A 24,263-nucleotide genomic window follows, 5' to 3' on the forward strand; every position below is an offset into this window, starting at 1 on the left:
AGCCATGCTGGCTATTTGTTGCTCGACAATTAGCACGATCGTACTTTATGCTGCCAGCGCCAATGAGGAGATAGTGATGAGCAAGGGGCGCCTGACCCGGGAAAACATTTTGCAGACTGCCTTTGAGCAGGCGAGCCAGCAAGGGCTGGAGAGCCTGACCATCGGCTCGCTGGCCAGCGCCTGCGAGATGTCGAAAAGCGGCCTGTTTGCCCACTTTCAATCCCGCGACAATCTGCAGATAGCCGTGCTGGAGTACGCCGCCGAGGTGTTCCGGCTGCGGGTGATCCAGCCGGTACGTCAGCAGGAGCACCAGTGCCAGCACGACAAGCTGATCGCCCTGCTGCGTGCCTGGCAGGCGTGGAACCACTGCTTCGCCGGACGCTGCATGTTCCTCGACGCCTGGACCTCGGTGCAGGATGGCCATGAGCAAGAGAGCCCTGTACAACAAGCCGCCCGGCAACTGGTGCGCTTCTGGCTCGACTATCTGGCCCGTCAGGTGGTGCAGGGTCAAGCCGCAGGCGAGTGGCGACGGGAGATGGATCCCTGGCGCGCCGTTTACCGCCTCTATGGCCTCTATCTGGCGGATCAGGTGTTCAACGATCTCGAACTGTGTCAGGATCCGGCCCGCCACTTCTGGCCCGAGGTGGACGCTCTGCTGAGCAGCTGGCGCTGATGTTTTGGCATCCGTTCAACACTAACTTTTAAAAATCAACAAAAAAGCACGACCGTTCGCACATAAAAACCACAGGATGACCATGAGCAGCAAGATCTACTTCAACACCAGCCGCTTCAGCCCGAGCAAATGGCTGCTGGGGATCGGCACCCGGTTACACCACAGACTCGCCCCCACCCATGCCAAGCGCACCGCCAGCAAGTTGCTGCTCACCCCCCAGCGCAATCAGCGGGATGGCCACGAACCTGCCGGTCTGGTGAAGCAGGCCGTCCATACCAGCGAAGGGGTATTGATGAGCTATCGGCTCGGTCAGGGGCCGCTGTGGCTGCTGATGCACGGCTGGTCCGGCAGCGCCAGCCAGTTCTATCCGCTGATGAGCCATATCGCCGCGCAAGGTTTCACCGCCATTGCCTACGATCATCCGGCCCACGGCCAGAGCGCAGGCAACACTGGCCACCTGCCCCGCTTCGTGCGCGCCTTCGACGAACTGGCGACCAAGCTGGCCAGCGAAGTATGCCCGCTGCACGGGGTCATCGCCCACAGCATGGGAGGCGCCGTCACCCTCTCCAGCCGTCAGGCGGGTATCGATACCCTGCCGCTGCTGTTGATTTCGCCGGTGCTCGACTATGTGCCCCAGCTCTACGGCATGGTGGCGCGCTCCGGCTACTCCATCCGGTTGTTCGATGCGGTGGTCAAGGAGATTGAGCAGGAGTACCAGCACCCCTTGAGCACGGTTGATCCGCTGGGCCGACTCGCCAGTCGCAGCGGCGCGGCGATGATCGTGCACGACGAGGAGGACAGATTTGCCCCGCACGGCGATTCCTTGCGGGCCAGCCAGGATGGTCATACCCGGCTGGTGAGCACCCGGGGTCTGGGCCACGGTCGCATCCTCGCCAGCGCCCCGGTATTCGCCGCCTTCGATCAGCTGGCGCGGCCGGAAAATCCTCACCGCGCCCTTTGACACGGGGCCATGAAAAAAACGGGCGAGCGCCCGTTTTTATATTTGATACAGCGCCTTATAGTTAACTTGTCAGTGGGAACATTCTTGTCAGAACACGATAAGGCGCCAGCATATGGCCAGACCCAATACAGCGTTGTTGCTCACCGGTGGCGGTGCTCGCGCCGCCTATCAGGTCGGCGCCCTCAAGGCGATTGCGGAGCTCTACCCGCGCAATCTCGGCATCCCTTTTCCCATCCTTTGCGGCACCTCGGCGGGGGCTATCAATGTCACCGCGCTCGCCTGCTACGCCTCCTGCTTCCATCTGGGGGTGCGCAAGCTGGAGTGGGTCTGGCGCCGTTTCGAGACTCACCACATCTTCGATTTTCACCCGGGGCGCCTGCTGTGGCGGTTGATGTACGAAGGGTCGGCAGGGCTGATCAATCCCCACACCAACCACGCCTTTCACCTCTTTGACAACGCGCCGCTGCACCGCCTGCTGGATCAACTCATCGACTATCACCGCATCGATGACAACATCCTCTACGGCAGTCTGGAGGCGCTGGCCATCACGGCATCGGATTACGATGACGGCCTCTCCACCACCTTCTTTCAGGGGCGGGCCGACCACCATCCTTGGGAGCGGGCCAGACGGCGCGGGGTACGCACCGTGCTTACATCTGAGCATCTGCTCGCCTCCTCGGCGTTGCCCTTCGTCTTTCCGGCCACCCGGATCGGCGAGAAGTTCTACGGCGACGGTTCCATCCACCAGTTGAGCCCGCTCAGCCCCGCCATCCATCTGGGGGCGGAGCGGATCCTGCTGATCACCCTGGATCCGCCAGCCCACTCGGCACCGACCCATCATCACGGCCATCTCACCAGCTCCAATATTGCCAGCCATCTGCTCGATACGGTCTTTACCGACACCCTCAACTCCGATCTGGAGCGGCTGTGGCGCATCAACCAGACTCTGGATCTTATCCCTGAGCGGGAGCGCAATCGCCTCAAGCTGAAGCGGGTGGAGACCTGCGTGCTGAAACCGAGTCAGGATCTCGACACCATCGCACTGGCCTACCTGCGCAAACTGCCGCTAAAGTTGCGCCGCCTGTTGCGGGTGCTGGGTGTGAAGGGGGATGAGACCAGCAGTCTGGCCAGCTTTTTGATGTTCTATCCGGGTTATTGTCAGCAGCTGATCAAGCTGGGCTATCAGGACACCCTGAGGGAGCGGGAGCGGGTCGTCGCCTTCCTCGATATCGAAGGGCTACCAAAAGAGCGGGAGTAAAGGAGGCGGCCGATGAGTGCAAGGGGACTCAGCGCCCCTCCAGCAAACGCTGCTCCGCCTGCTCCATCGCCACCACGGTACCAAACAGGATCAGCCGGTCACCGGCCGCCAGCACCAGCTCGGGTCTGGGTTCCAGACTTTGATCGCCACGCTGCACCTCCTTGATCCGCACCTCATCGAGCGGCAACTCGCGCACTTCACGACCTACCGCCCACGCCTGATCGTGCAGCAACAGAGGATGGAGGCGTTCAAGCAGCTGATCTGCCTCCAGATTGCTGGCGCTCTGATCCCCCCAGTAGAAGCCGTGCAGAAAGCGATACTGGCTGCTGCGCTCCAGCTCCATCCGGCGGATCACCCGACCGATGGGGATATCGCAATTGAGCAGCAGGTGGGAGACCAGCATCAGGGCCCCCTCCTGGGATTCGGGGATCACCTCAAACGCCCCCGCCTGCTTGTACTGCTCCAGAAAACTGTCATCCCGGGTGCGCACCAGCACCTTGAGATCCCCCGCCAGTTCGCGGATCAGTGCCAGCATCGCCTCCACCCGTTTGCGATCATCGAAGGTGATGATCACCAGCCGCGCGCGCAACAACCCGGCGGCCAGCAGAATATCGCGGCGGCTGGCATCGCCGAAGGCTACCTGCTCCCCCGCCAGCTTGGCCTCGCTCACCCGCTCGGGGTCGAGGTCTAGGGCCAGAAAGGGGATCTCCTCGATCTTGAGAAAGCGGGCACAGGTCTGCCCCGCCCGGCCAAAGCCGGCGATGATGACATGCTGGTTTTTGCTCAGGCCCGACTGTGCCACCTCGGAGCGAGTCAGCAGCGCCGGATCGGTGAGGCTGCGGGCCAGCGAATGGGCCTGAGTCACCAGCCAGGGGGTCATGGCGATGGAGATGATGCCGATGCCGATCAGCAGGGAGACCAGTTGCTGATCCAGCAAGCCGTGGTGCAGCGCCAGTGCCAGCAACACGAAGCCAAACTCCCCCACCTGACTGAGCATGATGCCGGCGGCCATGCTGTCGCGCTTTCGCTCCCCCATCAGCCGCCCGGCCAGCAGCACCAGCAGGGATTTGCACAGCACCAGCAACACCACGCAGATCAGCACCTGCCACCAAGCCCGCGCCACCAGTTCCCACTCCATGGCCATGCCGATGGTGATAAAGAAGAGCCCCATCAGCACGTCGCGAAAGGGCTTGATGTCCACCTCCAGCTGATGACGGTAGTGGGACTCCCCCAGCATCATCCCCGCCAGAAACGCCCCCAGCGCCATCGACAATCCGAGTGAATGGGTCATGTAGGCAGCCAGCAGCGCCACCAACAGGGCACTCAGCACGAACAACTCGTCGGAGCGGGCTCGCGCCACCTCGTGAAACAGCAGCGGCAGCAACCACTTGCCCACCGCCAGCAGAGTGAAGAGTGCAAACAGCCCCTTGAGGGTGGCCCAGGCGATCTCGGCGGCCAGGGCGCTGCCCTGCACTTCCGGCTGGGCGAGGATCGGGATCATCACCAGCAGGGGCACCACCGCCAGATCCTGAAACAGCAGCACGCTCACCCCCAGCTGGGCGCGGCGGGTATGGAGCTGCTTCTGCTCGCCGAGCTGCTTGATCACCACCGCAGTCGAGGAGAGTGCCAACGTCCCCGCCACCACCAGCGACTGGGCCAGACCCAGCCCCCACCACCAGCCGATGGCGAAGAAAAGCAGTGACGTGAGCAGCACCTGCAACATCCCGACCCCCAGCACCAACCGGCGCATCGCCAGCAATTTCGGCAGGGAGAACTCCAGCCCCAGCGAGAACATCAGAAAGACGATCCCGAGCTCGGCAATGGTCTGCATGATCGACTGGCCGGTGATCACCGCCAGCCCGTGGGGGCCGAGCAAGACGCCGGCAATCAGGTAGGCGAGGATGACCGGCAAGCCGAGGCGCCGGAAAGTTGCCACCAGCAGGACGGCGGCGAACAGCAGGATCAACAGGTCGGTGTACAAATTTTCCTCTCCTTTTATCGACTTAAGCTTAGTCAGCCGATCTGGCGGGCAGGAAAGATATATTGGGCATGCCAATTGCAGGGAGGAGACAGTAGTCAGGTGTTACAGGTGGAAGACCATGGAAAATACGTCGTCACTTAATGGCTTTAGCCATGGCATCGAGCAGTGGGTTCGCCAGATGGAGCGGCTCACGCCGTTGCCCAGCGTTGAACGCAACCAGTTGCTCGAGCAGTTGTTGGGGCAGAGCGATCTCGGCGGTCTGCTGACAACTTTTGCCGATCGTGCGGCAAGAATTGTCAGGATCCACGGTCTCTACCTCGATTGTGGCCAGCCCCATGTGCTGATCCAGCACCCGCCGCTGGCCACCCTCAACCTGCACAACTATCCGTTCGAGCTGCGCGGCCAGCACGGCCAGCTGCTCGGCCAGCTTCACTACGAGCTGGAACATCCGCTGAGCGGCAGCCAGCAACGGGTACTGATGCAATACCATCAGCTGCTCTGCCTGCTGCTGCCCCTCTATCTGCGGCTGGAAAAACTGGATCAGCTGGTCCGGCTCGATCACCTGACCGGCCTTGGCAACCGCTCCTACTTTGACGAGGCCATCGGCCGCGCCATCGAGCAGCACAGCCGCGAGCCCCACGGTCTGGTGCTGGTGCTGCTGGATCTCGATCGCTTCAAGCAGATCAATGATACCTGGGGTCATCCGGTGGGGGATCTGGTGCTGAGCCGCTTCGCCCAGCTGCTCAAGGGGTGCATCCGCAGCACCGATCAAGCCTTCCGGCTCGGGGGAGATGAATTTGCCCTGCTGCTGCAACCGGCAGAACCCGAGGCGTGGCGCCCGGTCTGGCTGCGACTGCAGCACATGTTGATGACCAACAAGGAGCTCAGCACCTTCTCGGTCGGATGCAGCCTTGGCGCCGCCAGCTGGCAATCCGGGGTCGATGTGCCGAGCCTCTACGAGGCGGCCGACAGTCACCTCTACGCCCGCAAAAAAGCCGGCAAAGCCAGCCCTAACGAATAATCCCGAACTCTTCTTTGCTCCGGCACATGCGCGCCATGTGACCGGAGCTTCTTTTTTTGGGGCTAATCCCCCCTCACACCGAGATCACCTCAGGCAAGATCCTGCTCGGGCAAAACCGGGGCGGCACCGCTTCCCTGCCAGTGACAGACCAGCCCGGCACTCTGTGCCATAAAACCGTCGCAAACAAAGAGCCCCACCACCGCCGCCACCTGCTCGCCATAGTAGAGGATGGGGATGCGCCCCCGCTGCCACGAAGGCACGCCATACTCTTGCAGCAGCTTCTTCATCCGCCGACTGCCGCTTCGCCCCACCGGTTTGAGGGGGATCCCGGGCGCCACCTGAAAACGCACCGAGAGGGGCTCGTCCGGCCGGGGGGAACGCAGCAGCCCCTCGCCGTGCTCCGCCATGCGCACCACCAGCTCACCCAACCCGTCCGGCAAGGTCAGCGGCTCACCCACGGTGAGCGGCAACACCTGATGACAGGGTTGCAGGTCAGGGCTCACCAGATAGAGCTGCTCCTGAAAACGGCGGCAGCTCTGGCGCCCCCAGTTGAGCTGGGGATTGGCATCGCCGCGCGCCAGCGCGACCTCCTGCCAGAGCCGGGCAAGCTGCTCACGGGATGGCATCTCCCCCCCCTGACGGCGGATCCAGTAGCGCAGCAGGTTGTTGCGCCGGGTGGGTGAAAGGGCGTGCAGCGGGCCGATTTGGAGCGCCTCCCCCTCGCCCGCCTGCTGCCAGTCGCTCTCGGCCAGCTCGTCCAGCAGTGCCTCCTGCTCGGCGCACAGGGCCATGCTGCGCGCCGCGGTCTGGGCCATGGCGGGCCAACGCGCCTTGAGCTGGGGGATAAGCGTCTGGCGCAAAAAGTTGCGGTCATAACTCACGTCCAGATTGCTCTCATCCTCCACCCAGCCAAAGGGGAGATTTGCCGCCGCCTCGGCCAGCTCGGCGCGACTCATATCGAGCAGCGGCCGCAGCAACAGGCCACCGGCAAAGGGCTGGCTTGGCAAAATCCCCGCCAGGCCACGCAGACCGGCGCCGCGCTTGAGGGCCAGCAGCAGGGTCTCCAGCTGATCGTCCTGATGGTGGGCGGTGAGCAGCCACTCCCCCTCCCGCATCCGGGCGGTCAGCCGCTGGTAACGGGCTGTGCGCGCCTGCGCCTCCAGACTCTCGCCATTGCCGCGGGCCAGAGTCACCCGCTCGACCAGCAGTTCCACCGCCAATTGCTGACACACGGCTTCACAATGAGCGACCCACTCATCGGCATGGGAACTGAGGCCGTGGTGCACGTGCAGAGCGCGAAGTGGCAGGCCGTGCTCGCGAGCATACTGCGCAGCCAGCACCAGCAGCAGGGTGGAGTCGAGGCCGCCACTGAAGGCCACCAGCAGACCGGTGGAACCTTCCGGCGCTGGCATAGTCAGACAAAAGCGAGAATAAAGATGAGAAATCATAGGCTTCCCCAAAACGGACCGGCCGATCTTAGCAGAGTCGGGCTTATCAAGCTGCAACCCTGCTGCTAGAGTGAGGCTCGCCCGCCCTCTCCACCAGGCTGGCCGCAAGGCGGTCGCACAACCGGTTGGAGCAAGGAAGATGGGCAGGGAAGCAAACAATCCGAATTGGAATCAAACAAGATGAACAATAAGAAAAGCTTACTGGCCGGCCTGATTGGACTGGCCCTGCTGGCTGGCTGCAGTCAGGCACCGCAAGACTCCCCCAAACACTCCGGGCTGGCGCTGGCCAATATGGACACCCAGGTCAAACCCGGCGATGACTTCTTCCGCTACGTCAATGGCAAGTGGCTAGCCACCGCCAAGATCCCCGACGATCGCCCCGCCGATGGCGCCTTCTACATGCTGCGGGACAAATCCCTTGCCGATGTGCGGGTGCTGGTCGAGGGGCTGGCCAAGCAGGAGGCCGCCACCGGCACGCCGACCCAGCAGATACGCGATCTCTACGCCAGCTATCTGGATCAGGCAGGCCGTGACGCCAAGGGGCTCACCCCGCTGGCACCGGCGCTGGCCGATATCGACCGGATCGGTGATCAGGCCACGCTGGCCCGCGCCTTTGCCCAGTCGGGCCGCATGGGCGGCGGCGCGCCGTTTGGCATCTGGATCGACGCCGATGCCAAGTCCCCCGACCGCTATGCGGTCTACCTCTATCAGGGGGGACTGGGGCTGCCGGATCGGGACTACTACCTCAAGCAGGATCCCGAGAGTCAGGCCCTGCGCCAGAAGTACCAGCAGCACATCGCCGCCATGCTGAGCCGCCTCGGTGAGTCTGACCCGAGCGGCAAGGCCAAACGGATTCTGGCCCTCGAAACCCGGCTCGCCACCATCCAGTGGGACAACGTCGCCCTGCGGGATCGGGAGAAGAACTACAACAAGCGCCCCGCCAGCGAACTGACACGACTCGCCCCCCATCTCGACTGGCAGGCCTATCTGAACGCCGCGGGCATTGCGGCCCAGCCGGAGCTCATCATCGGTCAGCCGACCTATCTGAGCGCGCTGGATCAGGTGATGGCCCAGACCCCCATCGCCGACTGGCAGGCCTACCTCAAGTGGCAACTGCTGACCGACTACGCCCCCTATCTCGACAGCGAGACCGACCGCGCCAACTTCGCCTTCTACGGCACCACCCTGAGCGGCACGCCCAAGCAGCGCGCCAGCTGGGAGCGGGCGCTCGGGGTGCTGAACGATCATCTGGGTGAAGCGGTCGGCCAGCTCTATGTGGCCCGCTACTTCCCGCCAGCGGCCAAGGAGCGGATGGAGCAGCTGGTGGAGAACCTGCGCACCGCCTACGGCCAGAGCATCAAGGAACTCGACTGGATGTCGCCCGAGACCAAGGCGCAGGCACTCGAGAAGCTGGCCAAGTTCCGCCCCAAGATCGGCTACCCCGACAAGTGGAAGGATTACAGCGCCATCACCATCAAACCGGATGATCTGGTGGGCAACCTGCAACGCTCGCAAGCCTTTGAATACGCAGACAGTCTGGCGCGCCTCGGCAAGCCGGTCGACCGGGACGAGTGGCACATGTCGCCGCAAACGGTGAACGCCTACTACAACCCGAGCAACAACGAGATCGTCTTCCCGGCGGCCATTTTGCAGCCCCCCTTCTTCGACATGACGGCGGATGATGCGGTCAACTACGGCGCCATCGGCGGGGTCATTGGCCACGAGATGGGCCACGGTTTTGATGATCAGGGAGCCAAATCCGACGGCGACGGCATGATGCGCGACTGGTGGACACAGCAGGATCTCAAGGAGTTCCGCTTCCGCACCAGCCGTCTGGTGGCCCAGTACAACCGCTTCGAGCCCATCAACGGCCAGTTCGTCAACGGCCAGTTTACCCTGGGGGAGAACATCGGCGATCTGGGCGGCCTCACCATCGCCCACAAAGCCTACGAGCTGTCGCTGGATGGCAAGGAGGCGCCGGTGCTGGATGGCTTTACCGGCGAGCAGCGCTTCTTCCTCGGCTGGGCGCAGGTGTGGAAGGGGATGTATCGCCCCGAGCTGATGCAGATGCTGCTGCGCTCCGACCCCCACTCGCCCCCCGAGTACCGGGTCAACGGCGTGGTGCCGAACATTCCCGCCTTCTACGAGGCATTCAACATCCAGCCGGGGGACAAGCTCTATCTGCCGCCCCAGAAGCGGGTGAAGATCTGGTAGCAACATCACGGCGGGCTCCCCGGGAGCCCGCACTCAAGAGACAGCAAGAGGTTGCAAGATGAACAGAGCATTGATGATGGCAGGGCTGCTGACCCTGCCGCTGGCGGCACAAGCACAAGCCGAAGAGGGATTTAGCAAGCAACTGACCCTCCCCTCCGGGCAGGTGATCCGGGTGGAGCAGGGGGCCGGTGAGCCCGCCTCCATCGGCAGCTATGACGTGCGGCTCTATTCGGGCCAGAACGCCCAGTTTCCACTGGATGAGTTTCAGGATGGCAAGGTGATGGCTCGCAACGGCTTTATCCGGGAGCTGAAACTGGTCGATTTGAATGGCGACAAACAGCCCGAGCTGGTGGTCATCATCGAGAGCGCGGGCAGCGGCAGCTATCAGGATGCCGATGCCTACACCGTCAGTCCGCAAGGGGAGCTGGAGATCTTCAATCAGGTCAAGGAGCTGGAGCCCAAAGAGGATGTGGTCAAGGCGCTCAAAAGCCCGCAGGACTAAGCCCTCTCCTCGAATCTGCAATGTAAAAAGCCCTGATGATCAGGGCTTTGTTGTTTCTGCTGTTGGTACAAACAGCTCAGAGGCGGGTCGCCCGGATGGAGACCTGCGGCAGCGCCATCTCGTGCTGGGCCGCCACCAGTTGCAGCTCGTAGGCCCCCGCCAGCCAGGTGCGAGCCAGCACTGCATCAACGCTGGCGTTGGTAAGCTCGAACGCCGCTACCGGGGTACAACCCGCCAGCAGATTGGCCAGCATGGTGGCGCTCAGCAGATCCCCCACCCCGATGGGGTGGCGAGCAAAAGGGTAGAGCGGGCGGGAGAGGTGAAAAATCCCCTCCTCGCACACCAGCAGCATTTCGAAGCGGTCCATGGCAAAACCGGCCTTGCCCAGATGTTTGACCATCACCAGCTTGACCCCTTGCGCGCGCAACTGCTGGCACGCCTCGATGGCCTCCGGCACATTGCGGATATCGCGGCCGGTGAGCTGTTCCAGCTCCAGCAGATTGGGGGCCAGCATATCGGCGCAGGCCAGTGCCCGGTTTTTCAGAAAATCGGCGACGCCAGGTGCCACTATGCACCCCTTGTCGGGGTGACCCATCACGGGGTCACAAAAATAGAGGGCGGTCGGATTGAGCGCCTTGAGCCGGGCCACAGCAGCCAGGATCTCCTCCCCCTGTTCGGCCGAGCCGAGGTAGCCGCTCAGCAGCGCATCGCACTCGGCCAGCACGCCGATCTCCGCCAGGCCGTTTACCAGCTGACGGATATGACCGCCGGGCATCACCATCCCCTGCCAGCCTTCACGATATTGGGTGTGGTTGGAGAACTGCACAGTGTTCATCGGCCACACCTCGATCCCGAGGCGACGCATGGGAAAAACGGCGGCGCTGTTGCCGGCACAGCCAAAGACTACGTGGGATTGAATGGAGAGCACTCGCTTCATGGTTGGCGACTCACGCAATAAGAACAGGAATTCCGGAGGGAAAAACGGGCCTTGCGGCCCGTTGTTGTCACTTTCGACTGTTGTCACTGTCGATTAACGCAGCACCTTGACGGTGTAGCTGCCATCGGCCTGACGATAGAGGCCGTGGATGTCGGTCTCGAAACCCGGGTAGTGGGCACCGATCTCGCACAGCATCTCGAGGAACTCGAGCACCGGCAGAGAATCCTGGGTCACCATCTCGCCCGGCAGTACCAGCGGTACTCCCGGCGGGTACGGCAGGATCATGTTGGCGCTGATGCGGTCAACCATGTCACGCAACGGCACCTCTTCCAGATTGCCCGCCAGCTCTTGCTGCCATGCAGCGTGCGGGGTCATCTTCATCTCCGGCAGCACGTCGAACGCCTTGAACATCAGCTCCGGCAGACGGTATTTGCAGGTCAGATCGTGGATGCTCTGGGCCAGCTCCTGAATGCGCATCCCTTCGTAGAAGCTCGGGTCTTCACGATAGAGGCTCGGCAGGATGTTCTTGATGGTCAGGTTCAGGTCATAACCACGCTTGAACTCGGTCAGGGCACGCAGCAGTTGCATCGCCTTGGACTGATCGATACCGATGGAGAAGAGGAACAGCATGTTGTAAGGGCCGGTCTTCTCGACCACGATGCCGCGCTCGTCCAGGAATTTGGAGACCAGTGAAGCAGGAATGCCCTTCTCCAGCAGCTTGCCATCACGACCCATACCCGGGGTCAGCAGGGTGACCTTGATCGGATCCAGGTACATGTGGTTGTCATCGATGTCCTTGAAGCCGTGCCAGTCATCTTTCGGATCCAGCTTCCAGCACTCGACGGTGTCGATGTTGTCCGGTTGCCATACGTCGAAGAACCAGCCTTCGCTCTGATCACGCAGACGCTTGATCTCTTTGCGGAAGGAGATGGCGCGATCGATGGAGTCCTTGATCAGACGCTTGCCGGTGTTGCCACGCATCATGGCAGCGGAGATCTCGGTAGAGGCCACGATGCCGTACTGCGGCGAGGTGGAGGTGTGCATCATGAAGGCTTCGTTGAAGGTCTCTTCCTCCACGTCACCCTTGATATGGATCATCGATGCCTGGGAGAAGGCCGCCAGCAGCTTGTGGGTGGACTGGGTTTCGTAGAACACCTTGCCCGGCATGGCTTCGCCGCTCATGCCGCACTTGCCTTCATAGATCGGGCTGAAGTTGGTGTAAGGCACCCAGGCACTGTCGAAGTGGATGTAAGGGGTATCCAGACTCTCCTTGATGAAGCCGGTGTTGTAGAGCAGGCCATCATAGGTGGAGTTGGTGACGACGGCGTAACGGGGAGCCTGGGCACCCGGTGTCGCGGCAACCTTGGCAGCGATGGTGTCGCGGGTGAATTCGCTCTGCGGGATACCGCCCAGAATGCCGTAGGCGTTGCGGGTCGGACGGAAGTAGATCGGGGTCACGTCGTTCATCATCATCAGGTGAGTGAGCGACTTGTGGCAGTTACGGTCAACCAGCACTGTGCTGCCGGCCGGCGCTGAATACATGCCGACGATCTTGTTGGCAGTAGAGGTGCCGTTGGTAACGATATAGGAGCGATCGGCGTTGAAGGTACGGGCGATGTACTCTTCGGCTTCCTTGTGCGGACCTGAGTGATCCAGCAGGGAGCCCAGCTCCGGCATGGAGATGGAGACGTCGGCCTTGAACGCGTTCGGGCCGTAGAAGTCATAGAAGATGCTGCCGGCCGGGCTCATCTGGAAGGCGGTACCACCCATGTGACCCGGAGTACAGAAGGTGTATTTCCCCTCTTCCACGTACTTGAACAGTGCCTTGGTGAACGGCGGCAGGATGGCGTCCTGATACTCCTGAGTGGCCTGACCCATCTTGAGGGCGATGTCGTCAGCCATGCCGAGACGGTACTCGAAGAAGTGCACGTTCAGACGCAGGTCGGTCAGGTGAATATCCAGAGTGGACTGGTCGTTGGCGAAGGCGAAGATCGGCAGCTTCTCGTTGCGATCGTGGATCTCCTTGCACAGACCCAGGGAGTATTTGTCCCAGTCGAAGATGGCGCCGCAAACGCGGGGATTCTTCTCAATCAGTTTCAGCAGGTCGGCGACGTCGACCGGATAAACAACCTCGAAACCCTTGCGCTCGAGGGAGGCTTGCAGCTGGCGAATGGGTTCTTCTTTAAAGAAAACGCCGAGGTGGTTGAGGATGGCAATGATATTCATCGTAATGCTCCACACGTAAAGGGGCGCTCTCCATCAGGGATGGTGAGTGAAGAGCGCTCGGAAGATAAAAGGGGGAATTAGTTGCTGGGCTGTTCGCTCAGCAGGGCGTCGTGCTGACGCAGACCCTGTTTTTTGGCGTAGAACATCAGGATGATGAGCGACACCACGAAGGTAGCTGTGAGGTTGGAACCCTTGGCACCCATCAGGGCCACCAGACAAAAGACACAGGCCACACCGGAGAAGATCATGGCGCCGATGCTGCGGGAGGTCATGCCTTCGAAGCGGATCAGGTTAATGCTGGAGTAGAAGTAGGGCAGCATGGTCAGCAGCACCGCATCTGTGGTCAGCACGTTGAAGAGATCGGCAGCGTGAGCGGACTGGGAGGTGAAGGCGGTCAGGCCAACCATCAGGGCAGTCATCTTGAGGGAGCCCAGGATCAGACCCTTCTTGGCCACGCCGTTCTTGTCCACTTCGCCGTAGATTTTCGGGAAGTTGCCGTCGTTGGCGGCACGCTTGCCCGCCTCGCCCACCAGCATCATCCAGGAACCGAGCGAGGTGAAGCAGGCCAGAGCGGTGAAGGCAGAGACGAACGGCGCAGACCAGCTACCGAAGATGGCGGAAGAGGCCATTGCAAACGGGGCGCCGGAGGCAGCCACTTCACCGGCCGGGAACATGCCGCTGATCACCTGGGTAGAGAGGATGTAGATAACACCCGCGATACCGGTACCCAGCATGGTAGCGAGCGGTACGGTGCGCTTGGGGTTCTTCACCATGCCGGAAGAGACGGCGGCAGATTCAACACCGACGAAGGACCAGAGGCAGATCAGCACGGCGCTGATGACCGCATGCAGGTCGCTGCCGCTGGTAGTGTTCCAGTTCTGGCTGTAGACGGTGGCATCAAAATGACCCCAGCCCATCACCGCAGTACCGACAACCGGCAGCAGGATCAGCACCAGACCCAGGGTACAGAGTCGGCTCACCCAGCTACCGCCAAGCAGGTTGACGAAGGTGAAGATCCAGACGGCAGCGATGGTAGCTGCTGCGGCCGGGATCGGGCTGTTGAGAATGGGGAAGAAGACCGAGAGGTAGGAGACGCCGGTAATGGCGATGGCCAGGTTACCGATCCAGTTGGCGTGGTAATAAAGCACACCGGTCTGGAAACCGAACACCGGAGAGATCTCGCCAGCGTAAGCAATGGGGCCACCCTCTTGCGGGTTCTTGGTAGCAAGGCGGGCGAAAACGAAGGCGAGGCCCATGGCGCCTACCAGACAGATTGCCCAGCTAAAGACAGAGATGGAGCCGATGGTGGCCAGTGCCGAAGGCAGCAGCGCGATGCCACTCCCCATCATGTTGCCGGCCACCACACCTGTACAGGCGATAAGGCCAATCTTCTTGCTCGTATCTAGGGACATAAGATCTCCGGTTCTATAAAAGGTCGGGTCGTCACATACACATTTGGCGGAACGCCCCGCCAAAGAATGGGCACAGACTAGGCCTCTCATCCCCAGAAAACATAAAGACCAGCTAACGGATAAAAATATGAGGCAACTTTTTTCGCCGCCTCATTATTTTTGATAAAAACCATTCAAAAACAGTAGATTGGCATCATGGTGCACCGCCATCTTGATAAAACCTTGATATCCTTCTGCCCAATTTTTTCCCCTTGATAACCCCCTTATCTCGCCGTCTTGATATTTTTGGCCAGATAAACCCGGGATAAAGCAGATCCCATTGAACCCCCTGCCCTTGCGGCCATTTGGAAGCCCTGCGGATCATCACCCTGAGTGGCCAGTCACATCCTGTTCGCCCCTCCGCTCGGCTCATCACAATCCAGGCTCAGAGATAAAACTCAATGGCGATAACAGGTCAGCAATGAGAAATGGGTCGTGACGGACAGCTTATCCCGCCGCCAACCATGAGCAGATGTCACAAGCTGCGTGCGCGGCGTGAAGCCGAACAAACGCGTGTGCCGCGAATGCCGCGGGCAAGACAAAGGCAGATGTAGATAGTGGGGAACTGCGGGGGATAAATCGGGCCGCACCAGAGCGACCATCCCCGGTGGCAAACATGCAGGATTGAGACGAGCAGAAACCGCACAGGCCGCCCGAAGGCAGCCTGTGGATGAGGTCGGCAACCGCACCGACCGGGGGAAAACCAAACTGCGGTGTTAAAAGAGCTTCACCTTGCTCTGACCCAATGCATTGAACAGAGCCGGAGTGAGGCTCTCCATATTGCTGTAGAAACCGAGCTGCTGGCAGAGCAGATAGGTCTGCTCGGTCGCCTCCATCAGAAAGGCCTGACTGTAGGCATCACCCGCCGCCTCGGGGCGACCGTCCAGCTCCGCCAGCTTGCCCTGCAGTATGTAGTAGAGCACCGAGCGGCCGCGACTCGCCGCCTTCTCCAGCAGATAGTTGGCCTGCTGTTGCTGGCCGTTGAGGATCGCCTGCAGGGTCAACGCCTCCCACACCCGGGCTGGCAGGGCGCCGCTGTTTTGCACCACGCTGGCGAGATGGGTGCCAATCCCCTGCAACCGCTCGCTCTCGGATTTGCCCGCCAAGGTGGCCAGCGCCTCGCCAGCCAGATAGCGCTCCGCCAGCAGCAGCGGCTGATCCGGATGGGTAATCAGCGCCTGCTCCAGCAGATCGATACCGCGCTTGAGGGCGACCGGATCCCGGCTGTTGATGTAGTACTGCGCCTCCATCATCGCCATCAGGGAGGCATCATCGGTGGGCCAGCCCATCCCCGGCTCGGCATCGGGTTGGTCGAGGGCGCGCAGCAGATCCTGGCTGCTCGCCTGCAACACGCCGTGCACACTGTGGCGACTGAGCTGGTACTGATGGCTGAACAGCACCCGGTTGGTGTTGATATTGCGATACTCCAGATCGAGATAGGTGCCACGGGGCTGGCGGGTGACCCGTACACTCAGCTCCTTGCCGGGCATGATGCCCCCCATCAGAGTGGTGGCACCATACTGCACCCTCAGCGGCGTGGCCACCGCCACCTCCCCCATCAGGGCGCGGGTAATGCCATCGGCGAGGCGCACGTTCTCGTTGTTGTCATCCATGCCGGAGTGGAAGCGGAACACCAGCAGATTGGGATCCAGCATGGCATGCACCTGGGGGCTGGTGTGCTGGTAGCTGAGCATGCTGACAATGGCGATCAGCACGATGGCAACGAAGATATCGAAACTCACCATCTTCCAGCGGCTGCGGGCATCCTTGACATGGGTGGAGATGGCGCGGGTCAGGGGCCCGGCGGGAAAAGGGGCGACATTGGGCTGTGCATCATCATCCTGCTCAGCCGCAGGCGGGCTCAGATCGGAGAGCGTCGGGTTGTCTGAGAGAGCGGTATTGACCGCGGGCTGCTCGTCCGCCATCACCACAGAAACCACCTGCAACGGCCGCACCGGTGCCACCAGCTTGTAGCCGCGCTTGGGTACGGTGACGATATAATCGGTCGCATCGGTGCGACCATCTTTGAGGATCTTGCGCAGTTCGAAGATGGACTGGGTCACTACCTGATCGGTCACCTCGGCGCCATCCCACACCTCGTTGATCAGGGCATCGCGGCCAAACACGGTGCCGGCATTATGGGCCAGAAACCGCAACAGGTTGACCAGTCTGGGTTCGAGGTAGACCTCGCGGTCGGGGCGACACAACATGTTGTCGTCAACGCTCAGGGTCCAGTCGTGGATCTCAAAAACCGATTCGCTCATGATTCACTCGCTGCAGATGGTGACAATGCACGATGAGAGAGACGCAAAACCCGGGCTGACTGAACGGAACAAGGCGCTATCACCACAGGTGACAGATAAAAAGAGAACCGAAGCAATCACATCTCTGAGAGTCAGTCTGGCCAGGCCATCCTGTTTACGTCTGAAGGGCATCCTTGCGGGCATTCCGACCACCGGGATCGGAAGGGATCACTTTAAGCAAAACGGGAGCTGGATCCCACTTTTTTTGGCTATAAATCGCCGTTGAGTTGATCCAACAGGGGGTTTGGGGCCAAGGATAAGATAATAGTGGGCCCATATGGGCAACCTCTCCATAGCCCCTCTCGCAACGATGATAAATCGTTGAACTGGATCCGGCTCTCTTCTTATAATCGCCGCACCGTGCCATAACGAAACAAAAGGAGGTAAAACATGGTTATCCAAGCGTGCCCGATCATTTCGGCCCGCCTGTTCGGCACATTTGCCTGCTCTTGCCTGCATACCATCGCGCTGCGATAGCGGGTTCGAGCAAAGCCGACTCCCCTCCATACCGAGACCTTTCTCGACTCTGCCGTTGTCGCCAGCGCTCCTGATGACAGGGATTTCTGATCCCGCGATTTAAGAGAGCAAGAGCATGACAACCCTGATGAGTACCCATTCCCTGCAGATGAGTGCGGGGCACCTTCCTTTATTTGACAATCTCGAACTCGGCATCCGCGCAGGTGACAGGCTCGGCCTGATTGGCGCCAACGGCTGCGGCAAGAGCACCCTGCTGGCGCTGCTGGCGGGCGAGCGCACGCCTCAAGCCGGCCGGGTCGTGCAGGCCGCAGCCTGCCGCTGCGAGTTCGTGGCCCAACAACTACCCGCCGGTCTCTCTACCCTCAGCACCCGCGCCGTGCTGCTGGATGCGCTGGGCAATGACCCGAGCGCCGAGTGGCAGGTGGACAAGCTGCTGACCGAGTTGCAGCTGGAAGCTCAGGCCACGCTGCCGGTCAGTGCACTCAGCGGCGGCCAGCACAGCCGACTGCAGATAGGCCGTGCCCTGCTGCGCCAACCCAACCTGCTGCTGCTCGATGAGCCCAGCAACCACCTTGATCTGCCCGCCCTGCTCTGGCTCGAGCAGTTTCTGCTGGGCTGGCGCGGCGCCTTCGTGCTGGTCTCCCACGATGGCCGCCTGCTGGATCGGGTCACCGAGCAGACCCTGATCCTGCGCGATGGCGAGCTGCACCGCTTCGCCCTGCCCTGCAGCGAGGCGCGAGCGGCGCTGGCCGCCGAGGATGAGCAGGCCCTCCTGCGCCGGGCTGACGAGCAAAAAGAGATAGACCGCCTGAGCGCCAGCAGCAAACGCCTCGCCATCTGGGGGCGAGAGCATGACAACGAGAAGCTGGTGCGTCAGGCCAAATCCATGGAGAAGCGCATCGCCCGCCTGCAGGAGGAGCAGAGCCAGGTGGCAGCGCAGGCCCCCTGGCGGCTCGAGCTGCGCGGAGTGAGCCTGCCTGCCGACACGCTGCTGCGACTGGAGACCCTCGACGTATCGCCAGCGCCAGCATTGCCGCCGCTGCTGCGCGCCGAAGGGCTATGGCTGCGGGCGGGAGACAAGGTCGCGCTGCTCGGAGCCAACGGCACCGGCAAGTCCTCCCTGCTTCGCCAGTGCTGGCGCGAACTGGCCGCGCAGAGCCCGCAGGCGGGCTGGTACTGCCACCCCGGCGCCAGCATCGCCTATTACGATCAGTCGCTGCAGCAGCTGTCTGACGACGCCCCCCTGAGCGATGCCCTCTACTCGCAGGCTCCTCTGCCGGAGACGACCCGGCGTCAGGCGCTGATCCGGGCGGGCTTCCCTTATGCCCGTCACGGCCAGCAGGTACGTACCTTGAGCGGGGGCGAGCGGGCACGGCTGCTGTTTCTCGCCCTGTCCCTCGGCAGCCACCACATGCTCTGGCTCGACGAGCCCACCAACCACCTGGATCTGGCAGGCAAGGAGGAGCTGGCCGAGGCGATTGCCGCCTTCCCGGGCAGCGTGCTACTTGTCTCCCACGACCGGGAGCTGATCGAGCGCAGCTGTAACCGCTTCTGGCTGATCAGGGACGGGCAGATCCGGGAGGCCCACAGCGCCGAGCGGGCCTATGCCGAACTGCTCGGCGATGCCCCCTTGCCGGCAGCAGACAAGGCAAGCAGGGCCCTCCCCACAACAGCTCAGACACTGGCCGACCCCGCCATGGGGAAGGCCCCGGCTGGACAGGCAGATGACGAAGAGGCGCTGCTGGCACGCTGGTATGAACTCGATGCCCTGCTCGCCGCCGATCTGGCCCGCAAGCCCAGACACCAGACCCCGCGCCTGCAGCAGCAGTGGCAGAGCGAGCTGGCGCACCTTGCCGAGCGGCTCGGCTTTGCCTGATGCCGGCATCATCCATCCATTACTACTCAACTCACGCGGCCAACTCCGGTTGGCCGCAAGGAGCCACCATGACATCAACGCAACAACCCCACATCAGGCTGGATCCGGTCACCGACGCCGACCTGCCCCACATCTTCCGCGGTCTGTCGGATCCGCGGGTCGTCGCCTACTACGGCGTCAGCTACGACAGCCTGACGGCGTGCCAGGCCCAGATGACGTGGTATGCAGAGTTGACCCGTACCGGCAGTGGCGCCTGGCACCTCATTCGCGACCGGCGATCGGGCGAGCCGCTCGGCGCCATCGGTTACAACGATGCCGACCCGACTCATCGGCGGGCCGAGCTGGGCTACTGGCTCTATCCCGAGCATTGGGGCAAGGGGGTGATGAGCGCGGCGCTGCGGCTGTGGCTGCCGCTCACTTACCGCACTACCGACCTGCACCGGCTGCTGGCGGTGGTGGAGGAGCCCAACCTCCCCTCCGCCCGTCTGCTGGAGCGGGCCGGTTTTCACTACGAGGGCACGGCGCGGGAGTGCGAACGCAAGGGGGATGGCTTCATCTCCCTGCGCCACTACGCCATCTTGCGCAGCGACCTGCCCGCAAGCCGCTGACAGACAACAACAAGCCCCGCACTGCGGGGCTTTTTTCGGGGGCTACTTGATGGCGCAAATATCGTCAGAGGTCAGCAGCCGGCGTCTGCGCCGCCACAGGGAGAAGCAGCCGTAGCCAAGACTCAGCACCACCGCATAGAGCACCTGAGTGGCGAGCGCCACCAGCACCAGAGCGCAGAGCAGAACGCTCACCCCCGCCAGCCCCTTGCCCACCCCGCCGAGCAGACGCCAGCCCGCCGCCATGCAGAGCAGGTAGACCAGCACGAAGTTGCCGTTGGCGTAGCGGATCAGCTCATCGAGCGGCAGTCGCAGCCAGATGATGAGGGTGATGCATAGCAGACAGATAGCGAGCACCAGAGTGAGCGCCCGCAGCGGCGCGCCGCGCGCGGTGAGCACGGCCAGCGAGGGGGGCAACTTGCCTTCCCGCGCCATGCTCCAGATCAGCCGGGCAAAGCCCTGAATGTAGATGTTGATGCTGGCAAAGCAGGAGAGGTAGCCGAGCACCGCCACCAGCCACTTGGCGGTGGGGCCGAACAGCAGCGCCAGCAGGGAGGGGATGGCGGTGGCGTTTTTCGCCTCATCGCCGTAGAGGCCATATTTGAGCACCACCAGCGAGTGGATCCAGTAGATGAGCCCCGCCAGCAGTACCCCGCCGAGCAGGGCGATGGGGTAGTCCCGCTCAGGCCGCTTGAACTCCTCCCCCATATGAGCAAAGGCTTCCAGCCCGACGAAACACCAGAACATCACCGCCAGCGCAGTGGCCATAGGGGGCCACTCATCCGCGCTCGGTAGCGGCCGGGCCGCATCGCGCCAGCTCACCTCCCCCTTGAACCAGATAAGCAGGGTGAGCCCCAAAATGGCGAGCGCGATCAGCAACTGCAGGTTGCCGGAGGAGCGCGCCCCGCGCAGCCCCAGCAGAAAGACCCCGAGCAGGGTCAGCAGCTGGATGGCCCAGAGGGTCCACTCCCCCATCTCGAACAGGGCGTGCCAGAAGCCGGCGGCAATCATCAGGGCGGCAGGCAGCCCCACCGGCAGCACTGCCAGAAACAGGAAGGCGGAGAAGCGCTCGGCGCCGTTGCCAAAAGCAAGGCCAATCAGGTGCGGCGCACCGCCCGCATGGGGATAGCGACGACCGAGGCGAGCGAAGGTAAAGGCGATGGGCAGCACCAGCGCAATCAGCAGCAACCAGGCCCAGAGCGAGGCCCCACCCGCCAGCGAGGCGGCAGTCGCCGGTACCACGAAGATCCCGGTGCCGAGCAGCGAGGTGGCGAGCAGCCCCATCCCCTGCCAGAGCCCGAGATCCTTTTTCAACCCAGACATATCCTTTTGTCCTGACGAAAAAAACATCCCGCCATGTTAGGCCTGCCCCGCTCCTTTGTTAAGTACGATGGTTAAGCGTGGGGGCGAAAATATGCAGCCTTTTATTCGGGCTCGGGCCCAGCTTGCAGGGACTCGGCCAGAAAATCCCCCAGCAGGGTGATCTTGAGCACCTGCCGCCGCGCCGCCGGATAGATGAAGTAGAGGGTCTTGGCAGGGCTCTGATAGCGGCCAAGCAGCGGCAACAGACGCCCCGCAGCGATATGCTCACGTACCTGTTCGGCTGGCTGCAAGGTGATGCCAGCACCCGAGAGCGCAGCCGTCAACAAGGCTGGCCAGTGATTGATGCGCAGGCGCGAGGCGACCCGCACCTCCTCGCTCTGACCATCCTCGCCAACAAATTGCCAACGCTCGTGCTCGCCCCAGTTGCCGTGCAGACACTGGTGGCGGGCGAGATCGGCCGGATGACGGGGCACGCCGTGGCGATTGAGGTAGTCGGGGGCAGCGCAGAGGCGGTAGTGCTGGGTCAGCAGCGGACGGGCGATCAGCGCCTCATCCTGCGGGCGCAGGGTGCGGATGGCGGCATCGAATCCCTCCTCCACCAGATCGACCCAGCGCGGGGTGAGCTGCAGATCCAGATCCAGCTTGGGGTAGCGGTCGAGAAAAGCGGGCAGCAGCGGCACCAGCCGGTGGTGGCCAAAGCTGAGGGGAGCGGCGATGCGCAGCCGGCCGGCCGGCTCGGCCAGCAGATTCTGGGTGAGCGACTCGGTCAGTGCCAGCTCCTCCTGTACCCGCTGGCAGCGAGCGAGAAAAAGCTGGCCCAGTTCGGTGAGAGTCTGCTGGCGGGTGGTCTTGTGAAACAGCTTGCCCCCCAGCCACTGCTCCAGTCCCAGCACATGCTTGCCCACCATCTGGGCGCTGATCCCCTCTTCGCTCGCCACCGCGCTGTAGGAGCCGAGATCCACCACCCGGGTGAAGATACGCATGCTGGTCAATCGGTCCACAACCGCTCCTTTGTTCGTTCCTGAGTAACACGACCCGCTACCGAGTCCTAATTCACAACCAAAAGTTTAGTAAGAAATGGATTTTAGCCAATTTATTCAACTTTTAGTTACCAATACAGTGATGCCGTCCCTTCCCCACAGGATAAATTCCCATGAAAAACACCTATCTGGCCGCATTACTGGTCGGTCTGCTGGCCAGCGGCGCCAGTCAGGCCGCCGAGAGCAGCTTTATCAGCAACCACGACCATGCCCCAGCCTCAGCAACTCAAGCTCAGCCCGATATCTTTCGGGTCAGCCTGCTCGGCACCGGCACTCCGGTACCCCAGATCAGTCGGGGCGGTTACAGCACTCTGGTCGAAGCGGGCAACCAGAAGCTGGTATTCGATTTTGGCCGCAACTCCGCCACTCGCCTGTGGCAGCTGCATATCCCCATCGGCCGGGTCAACGCCTTCTTCCTCACCCACTTTCACTCCGACCACACCAACGGGCTGGCGGATCTCTGGCTGACCGGCTGGCTGCAACCGGCCTATGGCCAGCGCCACGCGCCGATGGAGCTCTACGGCCCCAAAGGCACCACAGCTCTCGCCCGTGGCTTGCAGCAGGCCTACGCCACCGACATCGCCACCCGGGTCAAGGATGAGGGAACGCCGCTGGACGGGGTGGAGATCAACAGCCACGAGGTCACCGCCGGGGTGGTCTACAACCATGACGGGGTCAAGGTAACCGCCTTTGACAACGACCACGGGGTCAACATCAAGCCGTCATTCGGCTATCGCATCGACTACCACGGCCACAGCGTGGTGCTCTCCGGCGATACCCGCTACAGCCCCGAAGTGGTGAAGCAGGCCAAAGGGGCCGACTTGCTGGTGCACTGCGTCTCCATGACCTCTGCCAAACAGATGAAGGCCAACCCCGGCTACAAGGCGATCGCCGGTCACCTCGCCTCCCCCGAGCAGGCGGCCCGGGTAATGAACGAAGCCAAACCGGCGCTGACCGTGTTCAGCCATATCGGCCTCAACGGCAAGATCAGGGTCAAAGATCTGGCGCAGGATCTGCGTGCCCGCTACACGGGCCCCTTCGTCATCGGCAACGACCTGATGCAGATTGATCTACCCACCACGGCCTCCGGCAAGGGCTATGCCCTCTGGCAGTCGGAGAATATCGACAATAAATAGCTGGCACGGATGCCGGTCAGCCATGGTCGGCATCCGCAATCGACACCGGGGGCTATCTTTAAGGGGTGTTTGACCACAAGGAGTTATCTCTATGAGCCTGAAATGGAAGCACCTCGCCCTGGCCACTCTTCCCTTGTTCGGCATGTCGGCCGCTCAGGCGGCGGTGTTGACCAGCCTTGAATGGCCCCCTTACACCAGCGCCAGCCTCCCTGAACAGGGCAAGAGCAGTCAGGTGGTGACCGCAGCCTTTGTCCTGGCTGGCGATCCGCTGACCATCAAGTTCTACCCCTGGCAACGGGCCGTGGACGAGGCGACCAACAACCCAGAGGTGCTGGGCTACTTCCCCGAGTATCTTGATCCCAAGAGCAGTTGCCTCTTCTCCGACCCCATAGGTAACGGCCCTCTCGGGTTTGCCCAGCGAGCCGATCAGCCGGTCACTTGGCAGAGCCTTGATGACCTCAAGGGCAAGAAAATTGGTGTCGTCACCGGCTATGTGAATACCACCGAGTTCGACGAAAAAGTGGCCAGCAAGGCACTCTCGGCTGACGCCACCAGCTCGGACAGCCAGAACCTGCTCAAGCTCGGCAACGGTCGGCTCGATCTGGCGGTCATCGACCAGAATGTGATGACCTATCTGCTGGAGAGCGATCCCCAACTCAAGGACGTCGCCGCCAACCTCGGTTTCAACGGCAAGATCCTCGAGGACAAGTCTCTCCACGTCTGCTTTACCAACTCCGCCAAGGGGAAAGAGGCGCGGGACAAATTCAACAAGGCGCTGGCCAGCGACGAGGTGAAGAAGCTGATGAAGTAGCGATACCGCATCCGCTCGCC

At 62.1% G+C, this 24,263-nt stretch carries 18 protein-coding genes; 10 read left to right on the forward strand and 8 right to left on the reverse strand.

From position 1 onward, the window contains the following. Positions 1–76 precede the first annotated feature (76 nt). From OKC43_RS09935 to OKC43_RS09945, 3 genes are all read left to right on the forward strand, one after another. Positions 77–673: a TetR/AcrR family transcriptional regulator gene (locus OKC43_RS09935; RefSeq protein WP_204419418.1), complete on the forward strand. Its 597-nt coding sequence runs from the start codon at positions 77–79 to the stop codon at positions 671–673. Between the two features lie 82 nt (positions 674–755). Continuing rightward, positions 756–1,634 (forward strand): alpha/beta hydrolase, encoded by an 879-nt coding sequence (locus OKC43_RS09940; protein ID WP_236272506.1) that lies wholly within the window; start codon positions 756–758, stop codon positions 1,632–1,634. Between the two features lie 112 nt (positions 1,635–1,746). Then, positions 1,747–2,892 carry a patatin-like phospholipase family protein gene (locus OKC43_RS09945; protein WP_005347843.1) on the forward strand — a complete coding sequence of 382 codons (1,146 nt, stop codon included), beginning with the start codon at positions 1,747–1,749 and terminating at the stop codon, positions 2,890–2,892. A 28-nt stretch (positions 2,893–2,920) separates the two neighbouring features. On the opposite strand, the gene OKC43_RS09950 is transcribed toward OKC43_RS09945, so the two are convergent. Then, the gene (locus OKC43_RS09950) at positions 2,921–4,873 is read right to left on the reverse strand and encodes a monovalent cation:proton antiporter family protein (protein ID WP_005338473.1); all 1,953 of its coding nucleotides are present in this window, start codon (positions 4,871–4,873) and stop codon (positions 2,921–2,923) included. Positions 4,874–4,991: 118 nt separating this feature from the next. Here OKC43_RS09950 and OKC43_RS09955 point away from each other — a divergent pair, with 118 nt between their 5' ends. Further along, positions 4,992–5,894, forward strand: coding sequence for a GGDEF domain-containing protein (locus OKC43_RS09955; protein ID WP_005347848.1), 903 nt, complete (start codon positions 4,992–4,994; stop codon positions 5,892–5,894). 89 nt (positions 5,895–5,983) lie between these two features. On the opposite strand, the gene tilS is transcribed toward OKC43_RS09955, so the two are convergent. Continuing rightward, complete coding sequence (gene tilS, locus OKC43_RS09960) at positions 5,984–7,342, reverse strand: tRNA lysidine(34) synthetase TilS (RefSeq protein WP_236272505.1); 1,359 nt, start codon at positions 7,340–7,342, stop codon at positions 5,984–5,986. A 180-nt stretch (positions 7,343–7,522) separates the two neighbouring features. Between tilS and OKC43_RS09965 the strand changes: the two genes are divergently transcribed. Both OKC43_RS09965 and OKC43_RS09970 read left to right on the forward strand, forming a co-directional pair. Continuing rightward, complete coding sequence (locus tag OKC43_RS09965) at positions 7,523–9,556, forward strand: M13 family metallopeptidase (RefSeq protein ID WP_236272504.1); 2,034 nt, start codon at positions 7,523–7,525, stop codon at positions 9,554–9,556. Between the two features lie 58 nt (positions 9,557–9,614). Then, positions 9,615–10,058, forward strand: coding sequence for a PliI family lysozyme inhibitor of I-type lysozyme (locus tag OKC43_RS09970; protein WP_158112076.1), 444 nt, complete (start codon positions 9,615–9,617; stop codon positions 10,056–10,058). A 76-nt stretch (positions 10,059–10,134) separates the two neighbouring features. Here the strand turns inward: OKC43_RS09970 and pdxY are convergent, their stop codons facing one another. The 4 genes from pdxY to cadC form a co-directional block, all read right to left on the reverse strand. Beyond that, entirely contained in the window at positions 10,135–10,995 is an 861-nt protein-coding gene (pdxY, locus tag OKC43_RS09975; RefSeq protein ID WP_236272503.1) for a pyridoxal kinase PdxY, read from the reverse strand. Positions 10,996–11,088: 93 nt separating this feature from the next. Then, positions 11,089–13,221, reverse strand: coding sequence for a lysine decarboxylase CadA (locus tag OKC43_RS09980; RefSeq protein WP_236272502.1), 2,133 nt, complete (start codon positions 13,219–13,221; stop codon positions 11,089–11,091). Positions 13,222–13,298: 77 nt separating this feature from the next. Further along, positions 13,299–14,633 (reverse strand): cadaverine/lysine antiporter, encoded by a 1,335-nt coding sequence (gene cadB, locus OKC43_RS09985; RefSeq protein ID WP_005338486.1) that lies wholly within the window; start codon positions 14,631–14,633, stop codon positions 13,299–13,301. Between the two features lie 755 nt (positions 14,634–15,388). Beyond that, positions 15,389–16,936 (reverse strand): lysine decarboxylation/transport transcriptional activator CadC, encoded by a 1,548-nt coding sequence (gene cadC / locus OKC43_RS09990; RefSeq protein WP_236272501.1) that lies wholly within the window; start codon positions 16,934–16,936, stop codon positions 15,389–15,391. Between the two features lie 631 nt (positions 16,937–17,567). Here cadC and OKC43_RS09995 point away from each other — a divergent pair. Then, the gene (locus OKC43_RS09995; protein WP_236272500.1) at positions 17,568–19,328 is read left to right on the forward strand and encodes an ABC-F family ATP-binding cassette domain-containing protein; all 1,761 of its coding nucleotides are present in this window, start codon (positions 17,568–17,570) and stop codon (positions 19,326–19,328) included. Positions 19,329–19,396: 68 nt separating this feature from the next. Continuing rightward, a complete protein-coding gene (locus OKC43_RS10000) occupies positions 19,397–19,936 on the forward strand; it encodes a GNAT family N-acetyltransferase (protein WP_021229177.1) in 540 nt (179 codons plus the stop codon). A gap of 42 nt (positions 19,937–19,978) precedes the next feature. Here OKC43_RS10000 and yjeH read toward each other — a convergent pair whose 3' ends face one another. Then, entirely contained in the window at positions 19,979–21,256 is a 1,278-nt protein-coding gene (yjeH, locus tag OKC43_RS10005; RefSeq protein WP_031227415.1) for an L-methionine/branched-chain amino acid transporter, read from the reverse strand. A gap of 101 nt (positions 21,257–21,357) precedes the next feature. Beyond that, positions 21,358–22,257, reverse strand: coding sequence for a LysR family transcriptional regulator (locus OKC43_RS10010; protein ID WP_236271894.1), 900 nt, complete (start codon positions 22,255–22,257; stop codon positions 21,358–21,360). Between the two features lie 152 nt (positions 22,258–22,409). On the opposite strand from OKC43_RS10010, the gene OKC43_RS10015 reads away from it, so the two are divergent. Together OKC43_RS10015 and OKC43_RS10020 are read left to right on the forward strand one after the other, a co-directional pair. Then, complete coding sequence (locus tag OKC43_RS10015) at positions 22,410–23,432, forward strand: MBL fold metallo-hydrolase (RefSeq protein WP_236271893.1); 1,023 nt, start codon at positions 22,410–22,412, stop codon at positions 23,430–23,432. Positions 23,433–23,523: 91 nt separating this feature from the next. Next, positions 23,524–24,243 (forward strand): substrate-binding periplasmic protein, encoded by a 720-nt coding sequence (locus OKC43_RS10020; protein ID WP_236271892.1) that lies wholly within the window; start codon positions 23,524–23,526, stop codon positions 24,241–24,243. Positions 24,244–24,263 lie beyond the last annotated feature (20 nt).

The organism is Aeromonas sp. Y289-2 (assembly GCF_027705925.1).
GTDB classification, from domain to species: domain Bacteria; phylum Pseudomonadota; class Gammaproteobacteria; order Enterobacterales; family Aeromonadaceae; genus Aeromonas; species Aeromonas veronii.

Excerpts from the sequence above, each read along its gene's own strand:
- cadB (WP_005338486.1), bottom strand. The coding sequence starts at position 14,633 with ATGTCCCTAGATACGAGCAAGAAGATTGGCCTTATCGCCTGTACAGGT.
- OKC43_RS10015 (WP_236271893.1), top strand. The coding sequence starts at position 22,410 with ATGAAAAACACCTATCTGGCCGCATTACTGGTCGGTCTGCTGGCCAGC.
- OKC43_RS10000 (WP_021229177.1), top strand. The coding sequence starts at position 19,397 with ATGACATCAACGCAACAACCCCACATCAGGCTGGATCCGGTCACCGAC.
- OKC43_RS09955 (WP_005347848.1), top strand. The coding sequence starts at position 4,992 with ATGGAAAATACGTCGTCACTTAATGGCTTTAGCCATGGCATCGAGCAG.
- OKC43_RS09995 (WP_236272500.1), top strand. The coding sequence starts at position 17,568 with ATGACAACCCTGATGAGTACCCATTCCCTGCAGATGAGTGCGGGGCAC.
- pdxY (WP_236272503.1), bottom strand. The coding sequence starts at position 10,995 with ATGAAGCGAGTGCTCTCCATTCAATCCCACGTAGTCTTTGGCTGTGCC.
- cadC (WP_236272501.1), bottom strand. The coding sequence starts at position 16,936 with ATGAGCGAATCGGTTTTTGAGATCCACGACTGGACCCTGAGCGTTGAC.
- OKC43_RS09935 (WP_204419418.1), top strand. The coding sequence starts at position 77 with ATGAGCAAGGGGCGCCTGACCCGGGAAAACATTTTGCAGACTGCCTTT.
- OKC43_RS09940 (WP_236272506.1), top strand. The coding sequence starts at position 756 with ATGAGCAGCAAGATCTACTTCAACACCAGCCGCTTCAGCCCGAGCAAA.
- OKC43_RS09945 (WP_005347843.1), top strand. The coding sequence starts at position 1,747 with ATGGCCAGACCCAATACAGCGTTGTTGCTCACCGGTGGCGGTGCTCGC.
- OKC43_RS10020 (WP_236271892.1), top strand. The coding sequence starts at position 23,524 with ATGAGCCTGAAATGGAAGCACCTCGCCCTGGCCACTCTTCCCTTGTTC.
- OKC43_RS09980 (WP_236272502.1), bottom strand. The coding sequence starts at position 13,221 with ATGAATATCATTGCCATCCTCAACCACCTCGGCGTTTTCTTTAAAGAA.
- OKC43_RS09965 (WP_236272504.1), top strand. The coding sequence starts at position 7,523 with ATGAACAATAAGAAAAGCTTACTGGCCGGCCTGATTGGACTGGCCCTG.
- OKC43_RS09970 (WP_158112076.1), top strand. The coding sequence starts at position 9,615 with ATGAACAGAGCATTGATGATGGCAGGGCTGCTGACCCTGCCGCTGGCG.
- tilS (WP_236272505.1), bottom strand. The coding sequence starts at position 7,342 with ATGATTTCTCATCTTTATTCTCGCTTTTGTCTGACTATGCCAGCGCCG.
- yjeH (WP_031227415.1), bottom strand. The coding sequence starts at position 21,256 with ATGTCTGGGTTGAAAAAGGATCTCGGGCTCTGGCAGGGGATGGGGCTG.